21 protein-coding genes and 1 tRNA gene are annotated in these 16,689 nt (G+C 62.2%); 13 read left to right on the top strand and 9 right to left on the bottom strand.

Features of this window, described 5'->3' with window-relative positions:
- Positions 1 to 44 precede the first annotated feature (44 nt).
- From AC3YOG_RS08645 to AC3YOG_RS08635, 3 genes are all read right to left on the bottom strand, one after another.
- Positions 45 to 698: a sulfite oxidase-like oxidoreductase gene (locus tag AC3YOG_RS08645; RefSeq protein WP_489934768.1), complete on the bottom strand. Its 654-nt coding sequence runs from the start codon at positions 696 to 698 to the stop codon at positions 45 to 47.
- Between the two features lie 55 nt (positions 699 to 753).
- Positions 754 to 1,386 carry a PilZ domain-containing protein gene (locus AC3YOG_RS08640; protein ID WP_127752816.1) on the bottom strand — a complete coding sequence of 211 codons (633 nt, stop codon included), beginning with the start codon at positions 1,384 to 1,386 and terminating at the stop codon, positions 754 to 756.
- Between the two features lie 122 nt (positions 1,387 to 1,508).
- Positions 1,509 to 2,156: a PAS domain-containing protein gene (locus AC3YOG_RS08635; protein ID WP_164854785.1), complete on the bottom strand. Its 648-nt coding sequence runs from the start codon at positions 2,154 to 2,156 to the stop codon at positions 1,509 to 1,511.
- Between the two features lie 179 nt (positions 2,157 to 2,335).
- Here AC3YOG_RS08635 and AC3YOG_RS08630 point away from each other — a divergent pair, with 179 nt between their 5' ends.
- Positions 2,336 to 3,070 (top strand): rhomboid family intramembrane serine protease, encoded by a 735-nt coding sequence (locus AC3YOG_RS08630; protein ID WP_489934767.1) that lies wholly within the window; start codon positions 2,336 to 2,338, stop codon positions 3,068 to 3,070.
- On the opposite strand, the gene hisI is transcribed toward AC3YOG_RS08630, so the two are convergent.
- Together hisI and folE are read right to left on the bottom strand one after the other, a co-directional pair.
- Positions 3,067 to 3,516 (bottom strand): phosphoribosyl-AMP cyclohydrolase, encoded by a 450-nt coding sequence (hisI, locus tag AC3YOG_RS08625; protein ID WP_489934766.1) that lies wholly within the window; start codon positions 3,514 to 3,516, stop codon positions 3,067 to 3,069. The two genes, AC3YOG_RS08630 and hisI, sit on opposite strands and share 4 nt — an antisense overlap.
- A 40-nt stretch (positions 3,517 to 3,556) precedes the next feature.
- Entirely contained in the window at positions 3,557 to 4,180 is a 624-nt protein-coding gene (gene folE, locus AC3YOG_RS08620) for a GTP cyclohydrolase I FolE (protein WP_489934765.1), read from the bottom strand.
- 142 nt (positions 4,181 to 4,322) lie between these two features.
- Here folE and AC3YOG_RS08615 point away from each other — a divergent pair, with 142 nt between their 5' ends.
- The 5 genes from AC3YOG_RS08615 to arfB all read left to right on the top strand — a co-directional run bounded on the left by AC3YOG_RS08615 (position 4,323) and on the right by arfB (position 7,857).
- Complete coding sequence (locus AC3YOG_RS08615; protein WP_489934764.1) at positions 4,323 to 4,766, top strand: iron-sulfur cluster assembly scaffold protein; 444 nt, start codon at positions 4,323 to 4,325, stop codon at positions 4,764 to 4,766.
- Positions 4,763 to 5,074 carry a membrane protein insertion efficiency factor YidD gene (yidD, locus tag AC3YOG_RS08610; protein WP_489934763.1) on the top strand — a complete coding sequence of 104 codons (312 nt, stop codon included), beginning with the start codon at positions 4,763 to 4,765 and terminating at the stop codon, positions 5,072 to 5,074. The genes AC3YOG_RS08615 and yidD overlap by 4 nt, the downstream gene beginning before the upstream one ends.
- Before the next feature lie 122 nt (positions 5,075 to 5,196).
- Positions 5,197 to 7,176, top strand: a complete 1,980-nt coding sequence (gene thrS, locus AC3YOG_RS08605) for a threonine--tRNA ligase (RefSeq protein WP_489934762.1) — start codon at positions 5,197 to 5,199, stop codon at positions 7,174 to 7,176.
- A 3-nt stretch (positions 7,177 to 7,179) separates the two neighbouring features.
- The gene (locus tag AC3YOG_RS08600; RefSeq protein ID WP_489934761.1) at positions 7,180 to 7,410 is read left to right on the top strand and encodes a hypothetical protein; all 231 of its coding nucleotides are present in this window, start codon (positions 7,180 to 7,182) and stop codon (positions 7,408 to 7,410) included.
- A gap of 15 nt (positions 7,411 to 7,425) precedes the next feature.
- A complete protein-coding gene (gene arfB, locus AC3YOG_RS08595) occupies positions 7,426 to 7,857 on the top strand; it encodes an alternative ribosome rescue aminoacyl-tRNA hydrolase ArfB (protein WP_489934760.1) in 432 nt (143 codons plus the stop codon).
- A gap of 49 nt (positions 7,858 to 7,906) precedes the next feature.
- On the opposite strand, the gene AC3YOG_RS08590 is transcribed toward arfB, so the two are convergent.
- Both AC3YOG_RS08590 and AC3YOG_RS08585 read right to left on the bottom strand, forming a co-directional pair.
- A complete protein-coding gene (locus AC3YOG_RS08590; RefSeq protein ID WP_489934759.1) occupies positions 7,907 to 9,730 on the bottom strand; it encodes a hypothetical protein in 1,824 nt (607 codons plus the stop codon).
- 88 nt (positions 9,731 to 9,818) lie between these two features.
- Positions 9,819 to 10,682, bottom strand: coding sequence for a hypothetical protein (locus tag AC3YOG_RS08585; RefSeq protein WP_489934758.1), 864 nt, complete (start codon positions 10,680 to 10,682; stop codon positions 9,819 to 9,821).
- Between the two features lie 305 nt (positions 10,683 to 10,987).
- Between AC3YOG_RS08585 and AC3YOG_RS08580 the strand changes: the two genes are divergently transcribed.
- The 5 genes from AC3YOG_RS08580 (at position 10,988) to AC3YOG_RS08560 (ending at position 14,248) form a co-directional block, all read left to right on the top strand.
- Positions 10,988 to 11,575: a nitroreductase family protein gene (locus tag AC3YOG_RS08580; RefSeq protein ID WP_489934757.1), complete on the top strand. Its 588-nt coding sequence runs from the start codon at positions 10,988 to 10,990 to the stop codon at positions 11,573 to 11,575.
- Positions 11,576 to 11,615: 40 nt separating this feature from the next.
- Positions 11,616 to 11,864, top strand: coding sequence for a DUF2188 domain-containing protein (locus AC3YOG_RS08575; protein WP_489934756.1), 249 nt, complete (start codon positions 11,616 to 11,618; stop codon positions 11,862 to 11,864).
- A gap of 67 nt (positions 11,865 to 11,931) precedes the next feature.
- Positions 11,932 to 12,744: a transglycosylase SLT domain-containing protein gene (locus AC3YOG_RS08570; protein ID WP_489934755.1), complete on the top strand. Its 813-nt coding sequence runs from the start codon at positions 11,932 to 11,934 to the stop codon at positions 12,742 to 12,744.
- Positions 12,745 to 12,815: 71 nt separating this feature from the next.
- Positions 12,816 to 12,968 (top strand): hypothetical protein, encoded by a 153-nt coding sequence (locus AC3YOG_RS08565; RefSeq protein ID WP_172123101.1) that lies wholly within the window; start codon positions 12,816 to 12,818, stop codon positions 12,966 to 12,968.
- 77 nt (positions 12,969 to 13,045) lie between these two features.
- A complete protein-coding gene (locus AC3YOG_RS08560; protein WP_489934754.1) occupies positions 13,046 to 14,248 on the top strand; it encodes a DUF2336 domain-containing protein in 1,203 nt (400 codons plus the stop codon).
- Positions 14,249 to 14,252: 4 nt separating this feature from the next.
- On the opposite strand, the gene AC3YOG_RS08555 is transcribed toward AC3YOG_RS08560, so the two are convergent.
- Positions 14,253 to 15,029, bottom strand: a complete 777-nt coding sequence (locus tag AC3YOG_RS08555; protein ID WP_172123103.1) for an NAD kinase — start codon at positions 15,027 to 15,029, stop codon at positions 14,253 to 14,255.
- Between the two features lie 138 nt (positions 15,030 to 15,167).
- On the opposite strand from AC3YOG_RS08555, the gene AC3YOG_RS08550 reads away from it, so the two are divergent.
- Both AC3YOG_RS08550 and AC3YOG_RS08545 read left to right on the top strand, forming a co-directional pair.
- Positions 15,168 to 15,243, top strand: a tRNA-Thr gene (locus AC3YOG_RS08550).
- A gap of 555 nt (positions 15,244 to 15,798) precedes the next feature.
- Complete coding sequence (locus AC3YOG_RS08545; protein ID WP_489934753.1) at positions 15,799 to 16,020, top strand: hypothetical protein; 222 nt, start codon at positions 15,799 to 15,801, stop codon at positions 16,018 to 16,020.
- A gap of 112 nt (positions 16,021 to 16,132) precedes the next feature.
- Here AC3YOG_RS08545 and AC3YOG_RS08540 read toward each other — a convergent pair whose 3' ends face one another.
- Positions 16,133 to 16,513 carry a DUF983 domain-containing protein gene (locus AC3YOG_RS08540; protein ID WP_489934752.1) on the bottom strand — a complete coding sequence of 127 codons (381 nt, stop codon included), beginning with the start codon at positions 16,511 to 16,513 and terminating at the stop codon, positions 16,133 to 16,135.
- Positions 16,514 to 16,689 lie beyond the last annotated feature (176 nt).

The following is a 16,689-nucleotide window of genomic DNA, read 5'->3' as shown; positions in this document are numbered from 1 at the left end:
TGACCTATCAAGGGAGACGGGTGGCGGTTGCCATAGTGAGCTGGTCAGGAATAGCGTTGTTCACGCCACGGGTCGCCGTGGTTGTGATAGCCGCGCGTTTCCCAAAAGCCAGGCTGGTCTGTGGCCGCAAATTCGATCCGGCGCAACCATTTGGCGCTTTTCCAAAAATAAAGATGGGGCACGACGAGACGCATCGGGCCACCATGCTCGACGGTGAGCGGGGTGCCTTCCCAGCTATGGGCCAGAACCGCATCTTCCACCAGGAAATCGGCGACGGGCACATTGGTGGTGTAGCCGTCATTACTGAACAGGTGCACGAACTGCGCTTCGGGCTGCAACCCGACCTGCGCCGCCAACTCCTGAGTGGAAACGCCTTGCCAGTGGTTGTCGTAGCGTGACCAGGTGGTGACGCAATGAATGTCCGAAACCGGGTTCACCTGGGGCAGGGCCATGAAGCCGTTCCAATCCAGTGTGGTCAGCCGATCCACGAGCCCGGTGACGTCGAGCTTCCAGTTGGTCAGATTGATGGGAGGCTCGATCCCCAGATCAAGCACCGGCCAGTTCTTGACCAGGTGCTGGCCTGGAGGCAAGCGGCTATCCTCGGGGCGGCTGGTGCGGCCGGTGATGAAGCGACCCTCGGCGGCCCATTTCGCCTTGGTGCGGGTCAGTTTGCTGTCTTGTGTCAGATCGTCTGCCATCGCGCGCTCCGCTTCTGGGTAAGCGAACGCGCCGGGGTGCACCGAAGTTTCGGCGTCAGTTCATCCGCAGGTTTTGTTGTACCACCGTCAGCATTTCCTGGGCAGAGGCGAACTCCACCGCAACCCCGTTCTGGAAATGGCGCACGACGCGAGCGCGCATGCGGCCCAGCGTAATCGGCGTGCCCAAGGCGGGGCGCACATCCAGCTCCACCGCGGCGCCCGAGAGTGAGATGTCGATGATCTTGCAGTTGTAGCGTCGGCCATCATCCAGCACGACGCTGGAATGGCGGATATCGGGCACCACACGTTCGTGGCGGCGATCTTCAGGCAGGTTTAGCAGTTCCTTGTTGGCGAGCCAGGTCAGCTGGGCCGCCATCTTGTCGCGCTTGCGCGGCGAGGCGGCGATGTTCATACAGAACCCACCATCGATCTGGGCGAGGATGGTGCCCTCTATGCGACCAACAAGGTCCACATACGCTATGACCTTTTCCCCCACAACGCCACTGATGGGCGCTACGACGACCGCGTCGCCGGGCGACATCTCAAGGATCTGGCAAGGGAACTCGCGGCGGTCCGCCAGCATATAGCGGCCGAGGACGGAAACCTTGACGCGCTGGAATTGGATGGGCTCGGCACGCGTGCGGGCCGGGGCGATGAAGCGCGGAGAAGGTATTGCGTCGCTGAGCATGCGCCAGACCGATGGTGAGCGTTATCCACGCAAACCTATCGAGCTTTGGTTAAACAGTTGTAAGAATTTGAGCTCCAAAGACGCGCAGAACAGCGTGTTTCTGCAGGTTCCGCGGCAAGTCCTTACTTACCACGACCGCCGTCGATCACCGCCAGATGGGCGTAGCGGCGGGCGGAGCGGCCATAAACGGTGGCGGGCATCGGCGCCGAGGCGGAATAGCTGCGCTCGCCCACCACCTGCACTGACACGTCCCTGACGGTTTCCTCCAGCGCCACATCATCGGGCCAGATCAACCGCAGGCCGGAAATGCGCTGCTCGATGATCGGCTGCACGCCCAGCCAATAGGGCTCGTTGACGGCCGTCATCGCGCCCAAGAGGCGGGTATGGGTGGAGCCATTGTGCCGCAACGGCATCAGGATGGTTTCAAAGCTGGCCTTGGTGTGGATTGCCGTGGTGCCGCTGAAGGTTACCAGCGCCACCGCATGGTCTTCGGTCACCGCACGCAGAAGGGTATCGAGCGCATCCTGATCGCGTTCATGCCAGAGGGCGGAAAAGGAGCGGCCCTTGAGTTCGCGGCAATAGCTGTTGCACAGATGGGAACCAGCAAGGCGGAACGAGAATTTGTCGTTCTCGTCCAGTTCAAGAATGAAGGTGTTGCCCAGGGCATCGCGAATGCGGGCCGGGTCAATGTCCTTGCGGTCTGGAGCGCTGCGGGAACCCCGCAGCTTGTTCCAATAATCATAGAGCGTTTTGGTGCTCGTTTTTTGCATGGTCGACCCAGTTGCGGAATGGGCGCGCATTCCCCCCATGGAACGCTTTCGCCGCATCTCAACCATGGCAAAATGGCTCGACAATTGCGCCATTAATCAAAGCTTAAGGTTAACGCGCCCGCCCGATTGTGGATAAAGAAGCGCAAACGGGCAGTGCGCCTGAGAGTCGGAGAGATCACATGGCCGAACAAGGCCCCCCAGCCGGTGAGGCCGGTGCTACCGGGCGCGAACCGGTTTTCTTGCTGCCAGGTTCGGTGACGGCGCTCTGTGGCGTGCTGGTCGCCATTCACCTGGCGTCAACCTTGATCCTTAACCCCGACGGGTGGAATCAGCTGATCTTCTGGGGTGGGTTTCTGCCGCTGCGAATCGTTGCCGCCTTTGATGACCCGAGCCTCGGTGTGCCGCTGCTCTGGACCCCGCTGACCCATGCATTCCTGCATGGCAGCTGGGACCATTTGCTGGTCAACGTGGCCTGGCTCGCGATCTTCGGCACCCCGGTCGCGCGCCGCTATGGCGCCGTGCCGATGCTGCTGATCTTTTGCGTGTCCTCGATCGCCGGTGCGGCGGCCTTTGCCGCCACCACGCTGTGGAACGGGGCTTACCTCATCGGGGCTTCGGGTGGCGTGGCGGGGCTCACCGGCGCGGCAGTGCGATTCTTTTTCCAGCCGGTGCTGGTGGGGGTGGACCCCGAAACCGGCGAGCAGGTGATTCTCGGGCGCCGGCTGGCGAGCCTGCCCGAGCTGTTCCGCGACAAGCGGGCCCGGATGTTCGTGCTAATCTGGGTGGTGCTCAATGCGGCGGTGCCGCTCCTGCCCATGCTGACCGGCACCAATGTGGGCATTGCCTGGCAGGCCCATCTGGGTGGCTTTTTTGCCGGTCTGTTGATGGTCGGTTTGTTTGAGCGGCGGCCTTAGCCGTAGACTTCGTCGGGATTAAAGAGGCGCGGCGAGCCGTCGTCTTCAAGCATCAGCTCGCCTTCGTTGAGCACGACGCGCCGATAAAAGCAGCTCTGCCGCCCGGTATGGCAGGCAGCGCCGCGGCCGGTCTGCTCAACGGTAAGGGCGATGGCGTCCTGGTCGCAATCAAGTCGCAGCTCGGTGACCTGCTGCAGCTCGCCCGAGGTTTCGCCCTTTTTCCAAAGCGCGTTGCGCGAGCGCGACCAGTAATGGGCAATGCCCGTTTCCAACGTCAGCCGCAGGGCTTCCTTGTTCATATGGGCCAGCATCAGCACGGCATTGCTGCCCGCTTCGACGGTGACAACGGTGATGAGGCCATTGGCATCGAACCGGGGAGCAAAGGCGGTGCCTTCCTCCAGTTCGGCAGGGGACAGGCTCACGGGATCGGCAAAGGTAATGTTCATGGGGCTGGTTTATCCTGCACCTGGCGGCTTTGCCAACCGGTCAGCGTCGCGTTACCATCGCAAAAAACCGGTCACGCTCCACCCGGTCCTCGGCAAACACGCCGGTGAAGCGATGGGTGACCGTGGTGACATCATGGGCCCGCACGCCGCGCATGGACATGCACATATGCTCGGCCTCAAGCATCACCGCGGCTCCGCGGGGCGTAAGGCTGGCTGTGATGGCGTCGATGATCTGCGCGGTCATCGCTTCCTGCGTCTGCAGGCGGCGCGCGAACACATCAACCAGGCGAGCCAGCTTGGAAAGTCCAACCACCCCGTCAACGGGCAGATAGGCGATATGGGCCTTGCCGACAAAGGGCACCATGTGGTGCTCGCAATGGGAGTGGAACGGGATACCGCGCAAGAGGACTATGTCGTCATAGCCGCTGATATCGCGGAAGGTCGTCGACAGGATCTCGGCGGCGTCCTGCTCGTAGCCGGAGTAGAACTCGCGGTAAGCCTTCGCCACGCGGCTAGGCGTTTCGAGCAGGCCTTCGCGGTTGGGGTCGTCGCCGGCCCAGGCGATCAGCGTGCGGACGGCCGCCTCCGCTTCCTCCTGAGTGGGACGGCGCACGGGCGCCGGAAAGGGGGCAACGGGAACGGCGGTTTTCGATAGAGCGTCCATGGCGGCTCCGGTAGCGGCCGGCAAGCAGGCGGGCTGAGCGGGAAAGTGACCGGTTCAGATGAAACCGCGCCTGTTACAAGGCATGCGCGCTCCTATATAGAGGGAGTGGCGGGCTCTCACAAGAAACAGAATTTCGTGGTTGATGGAACTTAGCGATCTCTATTCCGAGCGTATTCTCGATCTGGCGGCCAATGCTGTCCAGCCCGGGCGCCTCGCGCAGCCCCATGCTTCGGCGCGCAAGGTCAGCCGCGTCTGCGGTTCGCTGATCGAAGTGGATATCGAGGTGACGGACGGGGTGATCACCGGCTACGGCCATCATCTCTCCGCCTGCGCCCTCGGGCAGACCTCGGCGGCGGTGGTGGCGCGCGAGATCGTGGGCACCGGAGCGAGAGACTTTCGCGCTCTGCGCAGCCAGATGTATGCGATGCTGCAGGGTGATGGCGCCGAGCCGACCGGCAAGTGGAGCGATCTGGGTTATCTGCTGCCCGTGCGTGACTACAAGGCTCGGCACGCTTCGACCCTTTTGGTCTTCGACGCCGTAGTGGAAGCGCTCGACACCATCGAAGGCAAGACCGAGCCCCGATGAAGCCGCCTGCTCAAGCGTTCTGGCGCGCCATCGACCTGCCCTTCAAGCTGGTCGCGGTGTTGCTGATCACGATCTATCGCTACACGCTGTCGGCCTTTGTGGGGCGAACCTGCCGGCATTTGCCCAGCTGCTCGGAATATACCGGCGAGGCCATCTGGCGTTTCGGCTTTTGGCCCGGCGGCTGGATGGGGCTGGCGCGCTGGAGTCGGTGCCGGCCCGGGGGCACGCACGGCTATGATCCGGTGCCTGAAACACTGCCGAGCAGCGGTCGCTGGTGGCAACCCTGGCGCTATGGCCGTTGGCGCTAGGACCTCAAGCCGCGGCAGCACCGAGTTTTTGGTGCGCTCAGGTGGCAATAAACGTAAAGCGTGCTAGATAGGCCCGCCTTGCCGCGAACAGCGTGGCATGAACCCATTTCTGGAGAGAAACAATGACGATCAAGGTGACGTTCCCCGATGGTGCAGCTCGCGATTATGCGCGCGGCACCACCGGCACCGAGATCGTCGAGGGTATCTCCAACAGCCTCGCGAAAAAGACGGTGGCAATGCGCTGGAACGGCGTGTTGAGCGATCTCAGCGATCCGCTCGAAGCCGATGGCCGCATCGAGTTCGTGACGCGCGACAGCGGCTCCAAGGATGTGCTTGAGCTGATCCGCCACGACGCCGCCCACGTTCTTGCCGAAGCCGTGCAGGAATTGTGGCCCGACACGCAAGTGACGATCGGCCCGGTGATCGAGAACGGCTTTTACTACGACTTCAAGCGCGAGGAGCCGTTCAGCGAAGACGATTTCCCTGCCATCGAAAAGAAGATGGCTGAAATCATCGATCGCGGTGCTGCCTTTACCAAGGAGATCTGGACGCGCGACCAGGCCAAGGCCTTCTTCAATGCGCGTGGCGAAAACTTCAAGGTCGAGCTGGTGGATGCCATTCCGGCCGACCAGACGCTCAAGATGTACAAGCAGGGCCAGTGGATCGACCTTTGCCGTGGCCCGCATATGCGCACGACCAAGGATGTCGGCAGCGCCTTCAAGCTGACCAAGGTGGCCGGCGCTTATTGGCGTGGCGACAGCAATAACCCGGTGCTGAGCCGCATTTACGGCACGGCCTTTGCCACCAAGGATGAGCTGGAAGCCTATCTCCACATGATGGAGGAGGCCGAAAAGCGCGACCACCGCAAGATCGGTCAGGAAATGGACCTCTACCATTTCCAGCCCGAAGCGCAGGGTTCGGTGTTCTGGCATCCGCGCGGCTATGTGCTCTACAACCAGATGGAAGCCTATATCCGCCGGCGCCTTAATTCCTCGGGCTATGTGGAGGTAAAGACCCCGCAGCTGATGAGCTCGAAGTTTTGGGAAATGTCGGGCCACTGGGGCAAGTACCGCGAGAACATGTTCGTGGTGCCCGATGAAGTGCCCGGCACGGAAGAAGAAGGTCCGGTGCTGTCGGGCAAGGGCGACCTCATGGCACTCAAGCCCATGAACTGCCCGGCCCACGTGCAAATCTTCAACCAGGGCATCAAGAGCTATCGCGATCTGCCGCTACGCATGGCCGAATTCGGCTGCTGTCACCGCAACGAGGCCCATGGCGCGCTGCATGGCCTGATGCGCGTTCGGCAGATGACGCAGGACGACGCCCATATCTTCTGCCGCGAAGACCAGATCCAGAGCGAAACCGAGCACTTCGTGCATCTGCTGTATTCGGTCTACGCCCATATGGGCTTCGACAATGTGGTGATCAAACTCGCCACGCGCCCCGAAAAGTTCGGCGGCACGATTGAGCGCTGGGATGCAGCGGAAAAGGCGCTGGGCGATGCGCTGCGCGCTACCGGCTATGATTTCGAGATCGCCGAAGGCGAGGGGGCGTTCTATGCGCCCAAGCTCGAATTCCACCTCAAGGACGCGATCGGGCGCTCCTGGCAGGTTGGCACGCTGCAGCTCGATTATGTGCTGCCCGAGCGGCTGGGTGCCACCTACATCGCCGAGGACGGCTCGCGCCAATATGCGGTGATGCTGCACCGGGCGATCCTGGGTTCGCTCGAGCGCTTCATCGGCATGCTGATCGAGAACTATGCCGGCAAGATGCCGATGTGGCTGGCTCCGACCCAGGTGGTGGTCGCCACCATCGTTTCGGAAGCGGACGATTACGCCGAAAAGCTGGTGCGCCAGCTACGCGAAGCGGGCATCCGGGCCGAACTTGATACGCGCAACGAAAAGATCAACTACAAGGTGCGCGAGCACTCCGTGGGCAAGGTGCCGCTCATGTTCGTGGTGGGCAAGCGCGAGGCCGAGGAGGGTACGGTTTCCGTGCGCCGACTCGGCACCGAAGGGCAAAAGGTCATGCCGGCCATGGACGCCATCGTGGCGCTGATGGCGGAAGCGACCCCGCCCGACCTTCAGCAAAAGGCCGCCTGAACCGTGCCGCAACGTCCGTCCAACCGTGAGCTCAAGGCTCTGACCCATCTTGGCGAAGACAACATTCTTGGCCCCGATGACTTCAAGGACATCGGCGAGAAGGTGTTTGCCGGCATGGAAAAGAAGGGTTGGGTGGTCGCTGCCGAGGGGCACCCCAACCGCTTCAAGGCTACGATCAAGGGCCTCACCGTCCACGAGGGCGAAATCATCTTTGCCGGTCGGTTGAAGCGCTAAGCCGAGGAAGCGGGCATGGCCGATCCGATCCCCATCACGCGCTCCATCTCGATCGATCCCGGTGAGATCGAGGAAACCTTCGTGCGGGCGGCCGGGCCGGGCGGACAGAACGTCAACAAGGTCTCGAGCGCGGTGCAGCTGCGCTTTGACCTGGCCAACTCCCCCTCCATTCCCGAAGCCATGAAGCGGCGGGTAGCGGCGCTGGCGGGCAAGCGCCTGACCAAGAACGGCGTGATCGTCATCACCGCCAACAGTCATCGCGACCAGCCGATGAACCGCGCCGATGCGCTGGAGCGGCTGGTTGGGCTGTTGGTGGCTGGCGCTCATGTGCCAAAGCCCCGGGTGCCGACCCGTCCGACATTGGCCTCCAAGCGCCGCCGGCTCGAGGGCAAGTCGATCCGCTCCACCACCAAGCAATTGCGCACCAGCCGACCAGACGCCGAATAAAACGGCGCCGCCAGCGAGAGTTCGCGGGCGGCGCTGGGGATGGCCGGGCTTACTGAGCCGTGGCGTTGATCGTGACCTTGTCGATCAGGATCTTGGGATCGTCCTCGGCTGCCATGAAGTCGGTCACGCTGACGCCGGCTGGGTCCTTGGCTACTAGGTCGATATTGAGGTTTTTGGCCTGGCCGCTCACAAAGGTGTTGATGGCCCGACCCACATTCTGGGCATCGGCAGCGCCGGCAAGCAGGCCGACAATGGTGCCTTCCGCGAGCCCGGCAAAGATGGGCCGCAGCGCTTCAGGCTGCGTGTTCTGCTCGGCGGCAACAGCGGCAAAGATGATGTCGGTGAGCCCCTGATCGCTCACATCGACATTGAGCTTGCCGACGGCCAGTTCCATGCCGGCAGCGAGCGCCGTATCGGCATCAAGGTCAAACAGTGCGGCGGTGGCATTGGTCAGCGTGCCGGTCATGACGATAGTCGCCAAATCCGCCCCGGTCACCGAGATCTCGTTGATGTCGATGCTGCTCGTGGCTTCGTTCCAGGCCGCGGCGATCTTGAAGCCGGCATCGATGTCGGTGACACCGAGACCGCGCAGCTGCGCCAGCTGCGGGTCGGTGGTGTCCTCCGGCAAGGCGAAGGCTAGATTGGTCGCCGACATCAGGAAATCGGTGGGAATGCCGTTGCGGTATTCGGCCAGCGTCAGGTCGAACGCGCCCAGGCTGCCCTTGATGCGCACGGAGCTGTCTTCCGGATCGGGCACATCGACGCTGATCTGGTTAAGCGAGAAGCCGGTAAAGGCGGGCACGAGCGCCCGCGCATTGGCATCAAGCCAGGCTTGGTCGATCGCCTCGGGCGCCGCTTCGATGGCGGCAATCGGGCCAGCGAGGTCGATCTGCTTGAAGACCGCGCGGCCCATTTCGAAGTGGCCATCGCCTTCAACCGCGATGGTCATGCCCTCGATGGTGATCTCGGGATAGATGCCGGGGGACAGCCCGGCCATGCTCATGCTCTTGACCCCGACCGTAAGCGGGCGGTCTTCGTCATCGACGCCGTTGCAATCAAAACCGCCGAACTGGGCAGGGGAGGTTTCAAAGGCGGTGAAGATGTCGGCATACATACGCAAGGCCGCGCCCATCAGTTCTGGCGAGGGGGTCTCGTCGTCCTCATCCTCATCGTCGAGCGCACTGGAGAGGGCCGTGAATTCGGCCATGGAATGGCGGAGCGGCCGGCCCTTCACTTCGGCCATGGTGATCGGGCCCATGGTGCAGCTGACTTCGGGGGCTTTAAACGAGCCGCCCTCAAAGTTGAAATTGGTGTAAAGCGGCGTCAGCTCATTTGAAGGATTGGTCTGGACCAGTCCGTAAAGACCGAGCACCGCGCCGATGTCGAGCGTGGCCGCCGTCATGGAGCCCATCTGGGCACTGCCCTCGTCTTCGCTTTCTACAGTTGTGCCGCTAAGCGACACGGTTGCGGCAACGCCATTCACGACATCAGTGAGCACCAGATCATTAAATACGATTGTGCTTTGCGTGGCGTCGTTGTCGCCACTTGTGGTTTCGATCCGGACATTGATGGCCGGGATGGTAATGCTGGTGGCGGACAGCGACGCCAGCGCTTCGGCATTGTCGGCGATATTGCCGCTGAAAATCTCGCGCAACGTGGCTTCATCTAGATTGGAGTCCACCGCCTCGATCGTATCGATCTCGACCTGCTGGGTCGTGGTTACCTCCGCCGGAGCTGGGGGTGGCTCGGACACCTCCGGCGCTGGGTTCTTGATCTTTTGCGCCCAGGCGGCTCCAACCGGCAGAGCGACGGTGAGCATGCAGGCGGTGACAAGAGCGGCGAGGCCGCGATGGGGTCGGTCACAAAACAACATTGGAGATCTCCTCGCCACTCGGCCCCCACTGCATACTATAGGCTGGCCGGCAGACAAACCCCGTGCCGGCAAGTCGCGCCCGAACACCCTAGCTTGGGCGGCTGGTGACCGCTGTCAGCACTTCGATGTCTTGGGCTGATCCCGGTTGCACCTGGAAGGCGCGGTCAAACACCTTGTCGCCGATCTTTGCAAGCACGACGTAGTCGCCAGCGGACAGGACGGTCGAGGGAAAGGCGCCCAGATCAGTAAAGAGGGTGGCGCCATCCGAGCTTTTCACCGTCCATTCCACGTCAGCAATGGCTTCGCCGCCCGGCTCGGACACCAGCTTGAAGGCAACCTGACTGGCATGATGATAAAGCGTTGCGTCGGTGAGTTGGCCGGGCTCCACCCGAAGATCGGCCCGCACTTCGGCATTGATCGTGCCGAAATGGGACACCACGTGGTAGGTGCCGGAATTGAGCGTTACAATGTCGTTGGGCGTCAGGCCCTCCGCGATGGGCACGCTGCCGGTGGCTTCTTCGAGGAAGATGTCGAACCGGAGCAAGTCGGGTGGGATCGGGATATCCCCCGTCACTGCAGCATTGAGCCGCAAGGCACCGGCATCGAGCACAAAGCTTTTTTCGTTGGCACCGGCAACAACCGTCACCGTGTCGCTGATCTGAGCCCGGCCATAAGCGATGTGGACCACGTAATCTCCGGGCGCCAGTTCTAGCTTGGCCGTGCCCTCATCGGATTTGGCGACAAGGGGAAGCTCCCCGCTGGCGTCCGGCGTGGGTTCGAAGATGCGCCAAACCAGCCCGTTGGGAACGACTGCCCCGTCCTGGGTGATCTTGGCAGTGAGCGAAACGGGCTGGGGTGCGGATGTCAGCGCATTGATGGCGGCCGTGGCGGGCGTGCTGCCCGGCGCGGCTGGCCCACTGCCGCCCTCACGCTGTGGCCGCGGGCGGGGCATGGGCGGCCACTCCGCACTTTCCTCCTGGGCCAATGGCCCTGGTGACCCCCATGGCAGTTGGGCTCCGAAAACCAGAGTCAGTCCAACAGCAAGGATCGGTCGCAAACGCATGTTAACTCCAGGCCAGACAGTCGCCCCCCGCGCTGATCTCAGGCGCGGATGCTAGGCAGCGATTGGGGAGAAGCTGTGTCACAGACCATCCCGGTTGAAAACAGTGGCATGGGCATAGCTACCATTTTGTGTGGTTCTGGACTGGCCCGGTCCCGGCGCACTTGCTATGGCAGCCCCAACAACGGAGAATTTCCATGCCCGCCAACCAGGCCATGCTCGATTATCTTCTGACCCGCCGGTCGGTGGGCATGGCTTTCCTCCAGGAGCCCGGGCCCACCGCCGAGCAACTCGAGCAAATGCTGACAATCGCCACCCGCGTGCCTGATCATGGCAAGCTGGCGCCCTGGCGGTTGATTCTGATCCAAGGCGAAGATCGCCTGGCCGCCGGCGAGAAACTGGCCGAAATTGCTGCAGCCAAGAACCCCGCGATCGAGCCCGTGGCTATGGATTTGGAGCGCCGCCAGTTCTTGCCGGCGCCCCTGACCGTGGGCGTGCTCTCCACCGCCAAGTCACACCCCAAGATTCCTGAATTCGAGCAGTTGCTGTCGGCGGCCAATGTCGCTTTCAACCTTGTTCACGCCGCCTATGCCATGGGGTTTGCCGCGCAATGGGTTACGCGCTGGTATAGCTATGATGAAACCGCCGCGGCCGCACTTGGTGCACGGCCAGGCGAACGCTTTGTTGGCTTCGTGCATATCGGCACCCCTACCGCAACGATCGAGGATCGCCCCCGCCCGGCGCTTGCCGATGTGGTGACGCGCTGGACGCCTTCTGCAACATAGAACCTCCCCACCGCGTTGTTGCGGAAAGGGAGGAATGGCCATGGCCGAGCATCACTACATCGTTGCGCGCACGGAAAGCCAATGGAAGGTCAGCTATCGCGGCACCGACCAGGGCCCGTTCACCAGCAAGGAAGAAGCCATCGAGATCGCCATCGCTGCGGCCCAAGCCGAGTACAACGACGGCGAGGACGTGGAAGTGCTGGTGCAGGATATCGAATCGAACTTCCACACGGCGTGGACCTCAAGAAATACCGGGGACGAGGGTGCTCCCCTGGCCACCAAGGCTTGAGCCTTAACGCGGCATTAACCATATCCGTCGCTTAGTCCAGCGGCAAGTTTCTGGGACCGTGCCGCGCATGGGCGTTCAACCAATCGCAGTGCCGCAAAGCCTGGCTTATGTGCTCAACGCCGCGGGTGACCGCAACGGCGTCGATTTTGATTATCTGCTGCAAACCGCCATCCGTGAAAGTAGCCTCAATCCACAGGCCAAGGCGCAGACCTCCTCGGCCACCGGGCTGTTCCAGTTTCTCGAAAGCACCTGGATGCAGGTGATGAAGGAGCAGGGCCCCCGGCTTGGCTATGGCGATTATGCCAATGCCATCCAGCGCAACAGCGAGGGCGACTACTTCATCGCCGACCCCCAGACCCGCCAACAGATCCTGAAATTGCGGGAAGACCCGCAGATCGCCGCCGATCTCGCCGCGGCCTTCACCAAGACCAATGGCGACTACCTGCAATCCCGTTTCGGCCGCATGCCCAGCGCGGGCGAGCTCTATATTGCTCATTTCCTTGGGGCGCAGGGCGCCGAGCGCATGTTCACCGCGGGTTTGCAGAACCCCGATCAGATCGCCGCGAACCTGTTTCCCCGCCAGGCCTCGGCCAATCGCGCGATCTTTTATGCCGATGGCCAACCGCGTACGATCCGTGACGTTTATCGGGTGCTGGTGTCAAAGCATGAAGCGGGCGGCGCCAATGCGAGTTTCGCCGCCCAGCAGTTGACAGGTGTAGCGCCACCATCCGCGATGCCAGCGCCGGAGGTGGTGCCCTCACGCTTTTCGCCGGCCAATATGTCGTTCACGGGCCTGTTCACCAACCAAGGCACCTCGCCTGCGCCCGAGATTGCCCCGGAGCCAGGCTCGGCCTTTTTCACCCAGCTCTACGCCCCCTGACAAGAATCGGAACCGGGTTGGCGTCATGACGTTCCTGTCAAAACGCTGACACAGCAGCCGGGAGGCCTGCCATGCGCCATCATTCTGTTCCGTTCGCGCCCAGCCACGAGTTGAGCATCCCGCCAGGATGGGTGTTTGTCGGCTTGCTGGTGGCGAGTTGGCTCGCCGTGATCGGCTTGGCGCATCTGGCGCTCCACCTTTTCGCCCTCCTGACAGGCACTTGATTGCACCGCTATCATGGTGAACGTTTCCTTAAGTCTCCGTGACTTAGAACTTTCTGCGCGTGTGTGCGGAGTGAGTCATGGTTGGCTATCAGGAGTTCGTGTCGCTGTGTCAGTCCCCCGATAGCGGGGATCGAGGTCGCGCCGCGCATTTGTCGGCGATCGCTTATCTCAACCACCATGGTCCCGCCGATGAACAGGCCGCGCTTTATGCCGCCTTGATTGGTTTTCTGGATGATCCCTCGGTCAAGGTACGCGCAGCGCTAGCCTATGGACTGCTTCACTCGTCCGACGCGCCCCGTCCGATCATCCTGGCACTGCTGCACGACAGCGCCGTGATCGCACGCGCCGTGCTCCAATATTCTCCCGTACTGATCGATGCCGACCTGTTCGGCCTGGTACAATCCGCCGAGCCCGGCCTGCTGCTGGCGATCAGCGAGCGCGACCGCATCAGCCCGCGCCTTGCGGCGGCGCTGGTGTCCTGTGGCGACCGGCCCATTACGCTGCGGCTGCTGCGGCGAACCGAGATTGATTTGCCGGCGCCGATACTCTCGAACCTGGCCGCGACGCATGGGGACGAAGCGGAGTTCCGCGGGGCGCTTCTGGCTCGCGACGACCTGCCGGCCGACGCGCGCCTGCTGCTGGTGCAAAAAATCAGCGCAGCCTTGCGCAATTGCCGCGTGGTCAAGGGATCGCTTGCCACCGAGCGGCTCAACCGCCTGCTGCGCAACAGCGAGGACACTGCGGTGTCCTCGATCGGGGAACGTGAAGCCGTTGCCGGGCCATCCAACTATGTTTCGGCTCTGGTGGAGACCTCGCGGATTAATGCCCGCGTTTTGCTGCATGCCATGGTCACCGGTCACGTGATGTTTTTCGCCGCGTGCCTCGCCGAACTCAGTGACGTACCGCATGCCAAGGTGCTCGCCATTCTTGAGCGCGGCAGCCGGCCTGCGCTGCATGCGCTGTTGTCGCGATGTGGGCTGGGGCAGGGGGTGGGCAACCTCCTCGCCCGCCTTGTGCTGCATGCCCGCGCTACCGATCTTGTCGATGATGCTGCCGCTCGCCATTATGTGGTTACGGCGCTCACCGAAGAGTTGATCGCCGAGCATGCCGGTGTCATCCCGGCCGAGCTCGAAGAAGCTTTTGCATACCTCAGCGAGCAGAACATCGCCTTGGCACGCCAGGCCGCCCGCGGGGTCATGGCCGCCTTTGCCGAGGAAGCCAGCCTTGATCGCGCGCTGCCTGCCCCGGTGGTCGAGCCAATGGCTTTGCCTGCAGCCTGAACCGCTAGAAGCGGAACTGCTCGCTCAGCACCCGCTCTTCAAGGCTGGTGCCGGGGTCGAACAACAGCGTCACCCCATGCGAGCGATCTTCGTGCACGGTGACTTCGAGCACGTTCTGAAACTCGACATTGTCAGCAACCGCGCTGACGGGGCGCTTGGCCGCTTCCCGAGTGACGAATTTCACCACCGCCCTGTTGGACAGGATAGCACCACGCCAGCGGCGCGGCCGGAACGGCGAGATCGGCGTCAAAGCCAGCAGTGGGGCCTCGATCGGCAGGATGGGGCCGTGGGCGGAGAGATTGTAAGCTGTTGAACCGGCGGGCGTTGACAGCAGCGCCCCATCGCAGATCAACTCCTCGAGCCGGGTCTCCCCGTCCACGATGATCTGGATCTTGGCGGCCTGATAGGACGAGCGGAACAGCGACACCTCGTTGAGCGCCAGAGCTGTTTGCGTGTTGCCCGCCACATCGAGCACCTGCATGGACAGCGGATAGATCCGGGTCTGCTGCACGGCCGCCAGGCGCTCGTCCAGCCCGTCTTCGGAAAAGACGTTCATCATGAACCCGACCGAGCCGAAATTCATGCCGTAAACCGGGATGTCGCGCCGCATCACCTGATGCAGGGTTTGCAGCATCAAGCCATCGCCACCCAGCGCCACGACATAGTCGGTCTGGTCTATCGGGTAATCGCCGTAGCGCTGCCGCAGCCGCTGCGCAGCGGCCTCCGCGTCGGGAGTGCCATTGGTGACAAAGCAAATTCGAGGCGGGGCTGACGCGGCCAAAGCTGCACTCCAAAGGAAACGCGTCTGCCTAACATGTGAAGCAGGCCCGTGCCAGCAGTCTCGCGGGACCGCCGCTCCTGTGGGTCGCTGCAATAGCCCATTGCCCGCAGGCGCCCGCAATGCTAGAGGGCCCTCGGCGCCGGTATAGCTCAGTTGGTAGAGCACCTGATTTGTAATCAGGGGGTCGCGGGTTCGAACCCTGCTGCCGGCACCAGATAGATCAAGCGCAGCAGCGAATTAGTGAAAAGATGCCGGGCGCAGCAACTAGCGTCCATGCGCCGCGCCTTTCCCGATTCCTACTTCCGAATGGGCGCTGATTTCGGATCAAGGGCCTTCGAGCTGCGGACAGATCGATTTTTTGCCATTGACTCCCCGTCGGCTCTCAGCGGCCCGAACACCCAACTGGCTCAACCTCTTGTAAATGCTAGAACCTTTGCTGGAACCGCTCGCCTGCATGGCCCTAGCGATCATCTGCTAACAAGTTGATAACCTTTTCGGAAGCCCTTGGTTTTCCTCGTTTTTCACAGGCTGGCACTATATGTAGATCAGCACTAGCAGCTCACGCACAAGGCATAGCGAATTTTCTCCCGTCGACAGCACCAGCGATTGCGCTAGATTCGAGAGGTGACCGAGGGTCATGTCCGAGGCGCAGCGGTAGTTTTCCGACAGCAGCTGCGCCCCGGTCTAACCGCCACGTAAGGCAGTGGGGAAAGGCTAAGTGCCTAACCCTTATTCGTCAACTCGTGGGCTTATGTAAATGAGGCTCATCTTGACCAAAAACCTTCTTGTCAACGTCGAATGCCGCACCGGCGCCGCTACATTGAGCGCGGTATCCGCTATGCTGGACCGCCTTGGAAAGGCCGATCAGCTCCAGGGCTCCTTGTTCCTAGTCAGCACCAACGTGTCGCCGAAAGGCGTCCGTTCGGCGGTGCGCCAGGTAATCGGCCACGATGACACCGTCGTCGTCGCTATCACAAGTCAGATCGTGTGATCTGAGGGGGCCGGCGACTTCCGTTGCCGGCCAACCACGCCAGTAGGGCCCGTCTCACAGTTCTACAACAGCCCAGGAGGCAAACGCCGGACGGTTGGCCAGCGCCCCACCGTCACCGATCCTGTTCGTCGCTCCAGCCATTGGCCCAGAGTAGGCCGATGATTGCTCCCTTGCTCGATGGCAGGATGGCGAGGGGGATGATGATGGCGAGCGGTACGAGAACATAGATGTAGACAAGTGGGCTGCCAGCGCCGCTGAGCTCCATCTCCAGCATTACAAAGCCGATAATATGGCCCACCACCGTGATGACGAGAAGGGGCAGGATCAGGCCCACCCGGTAGTTGGCGAGCGGCTCGCCGCATACGGCGCATTGATCAACCTGCTCAAGATAATCGTGGAAGAGCCAGCCCTCGCCGCATCGAGGGCAGCGGCACTTGATGCCGTTCCATATTGCCGGCCAGGTCTTCCTGGTTTCGCCGCTTGAGGAAGGCATGGGAGGCCCCCGTTTCGGACCGAGCGAGCTTGCTGCCGGGTTTTCCGGCACGAGCTTACATCCGGCCGCCCCGAGTAATCACGTCAAATGTCATGCCTGCGGACCGAGCGCTGTTTTTGCCGTTTGCTGTCGATAGTGTCTCGCTATGCTTGCTAATCCTGATTAGCATTGGGAAA

Source organism: Devosia sp. Z6_126, assembly GCF_058133495.1.
The sequence above is the reverse complement of the archived record's forward strand: the minus strand, read 5'-3'. Positions and strand labels throughout refer to the sequence as shown.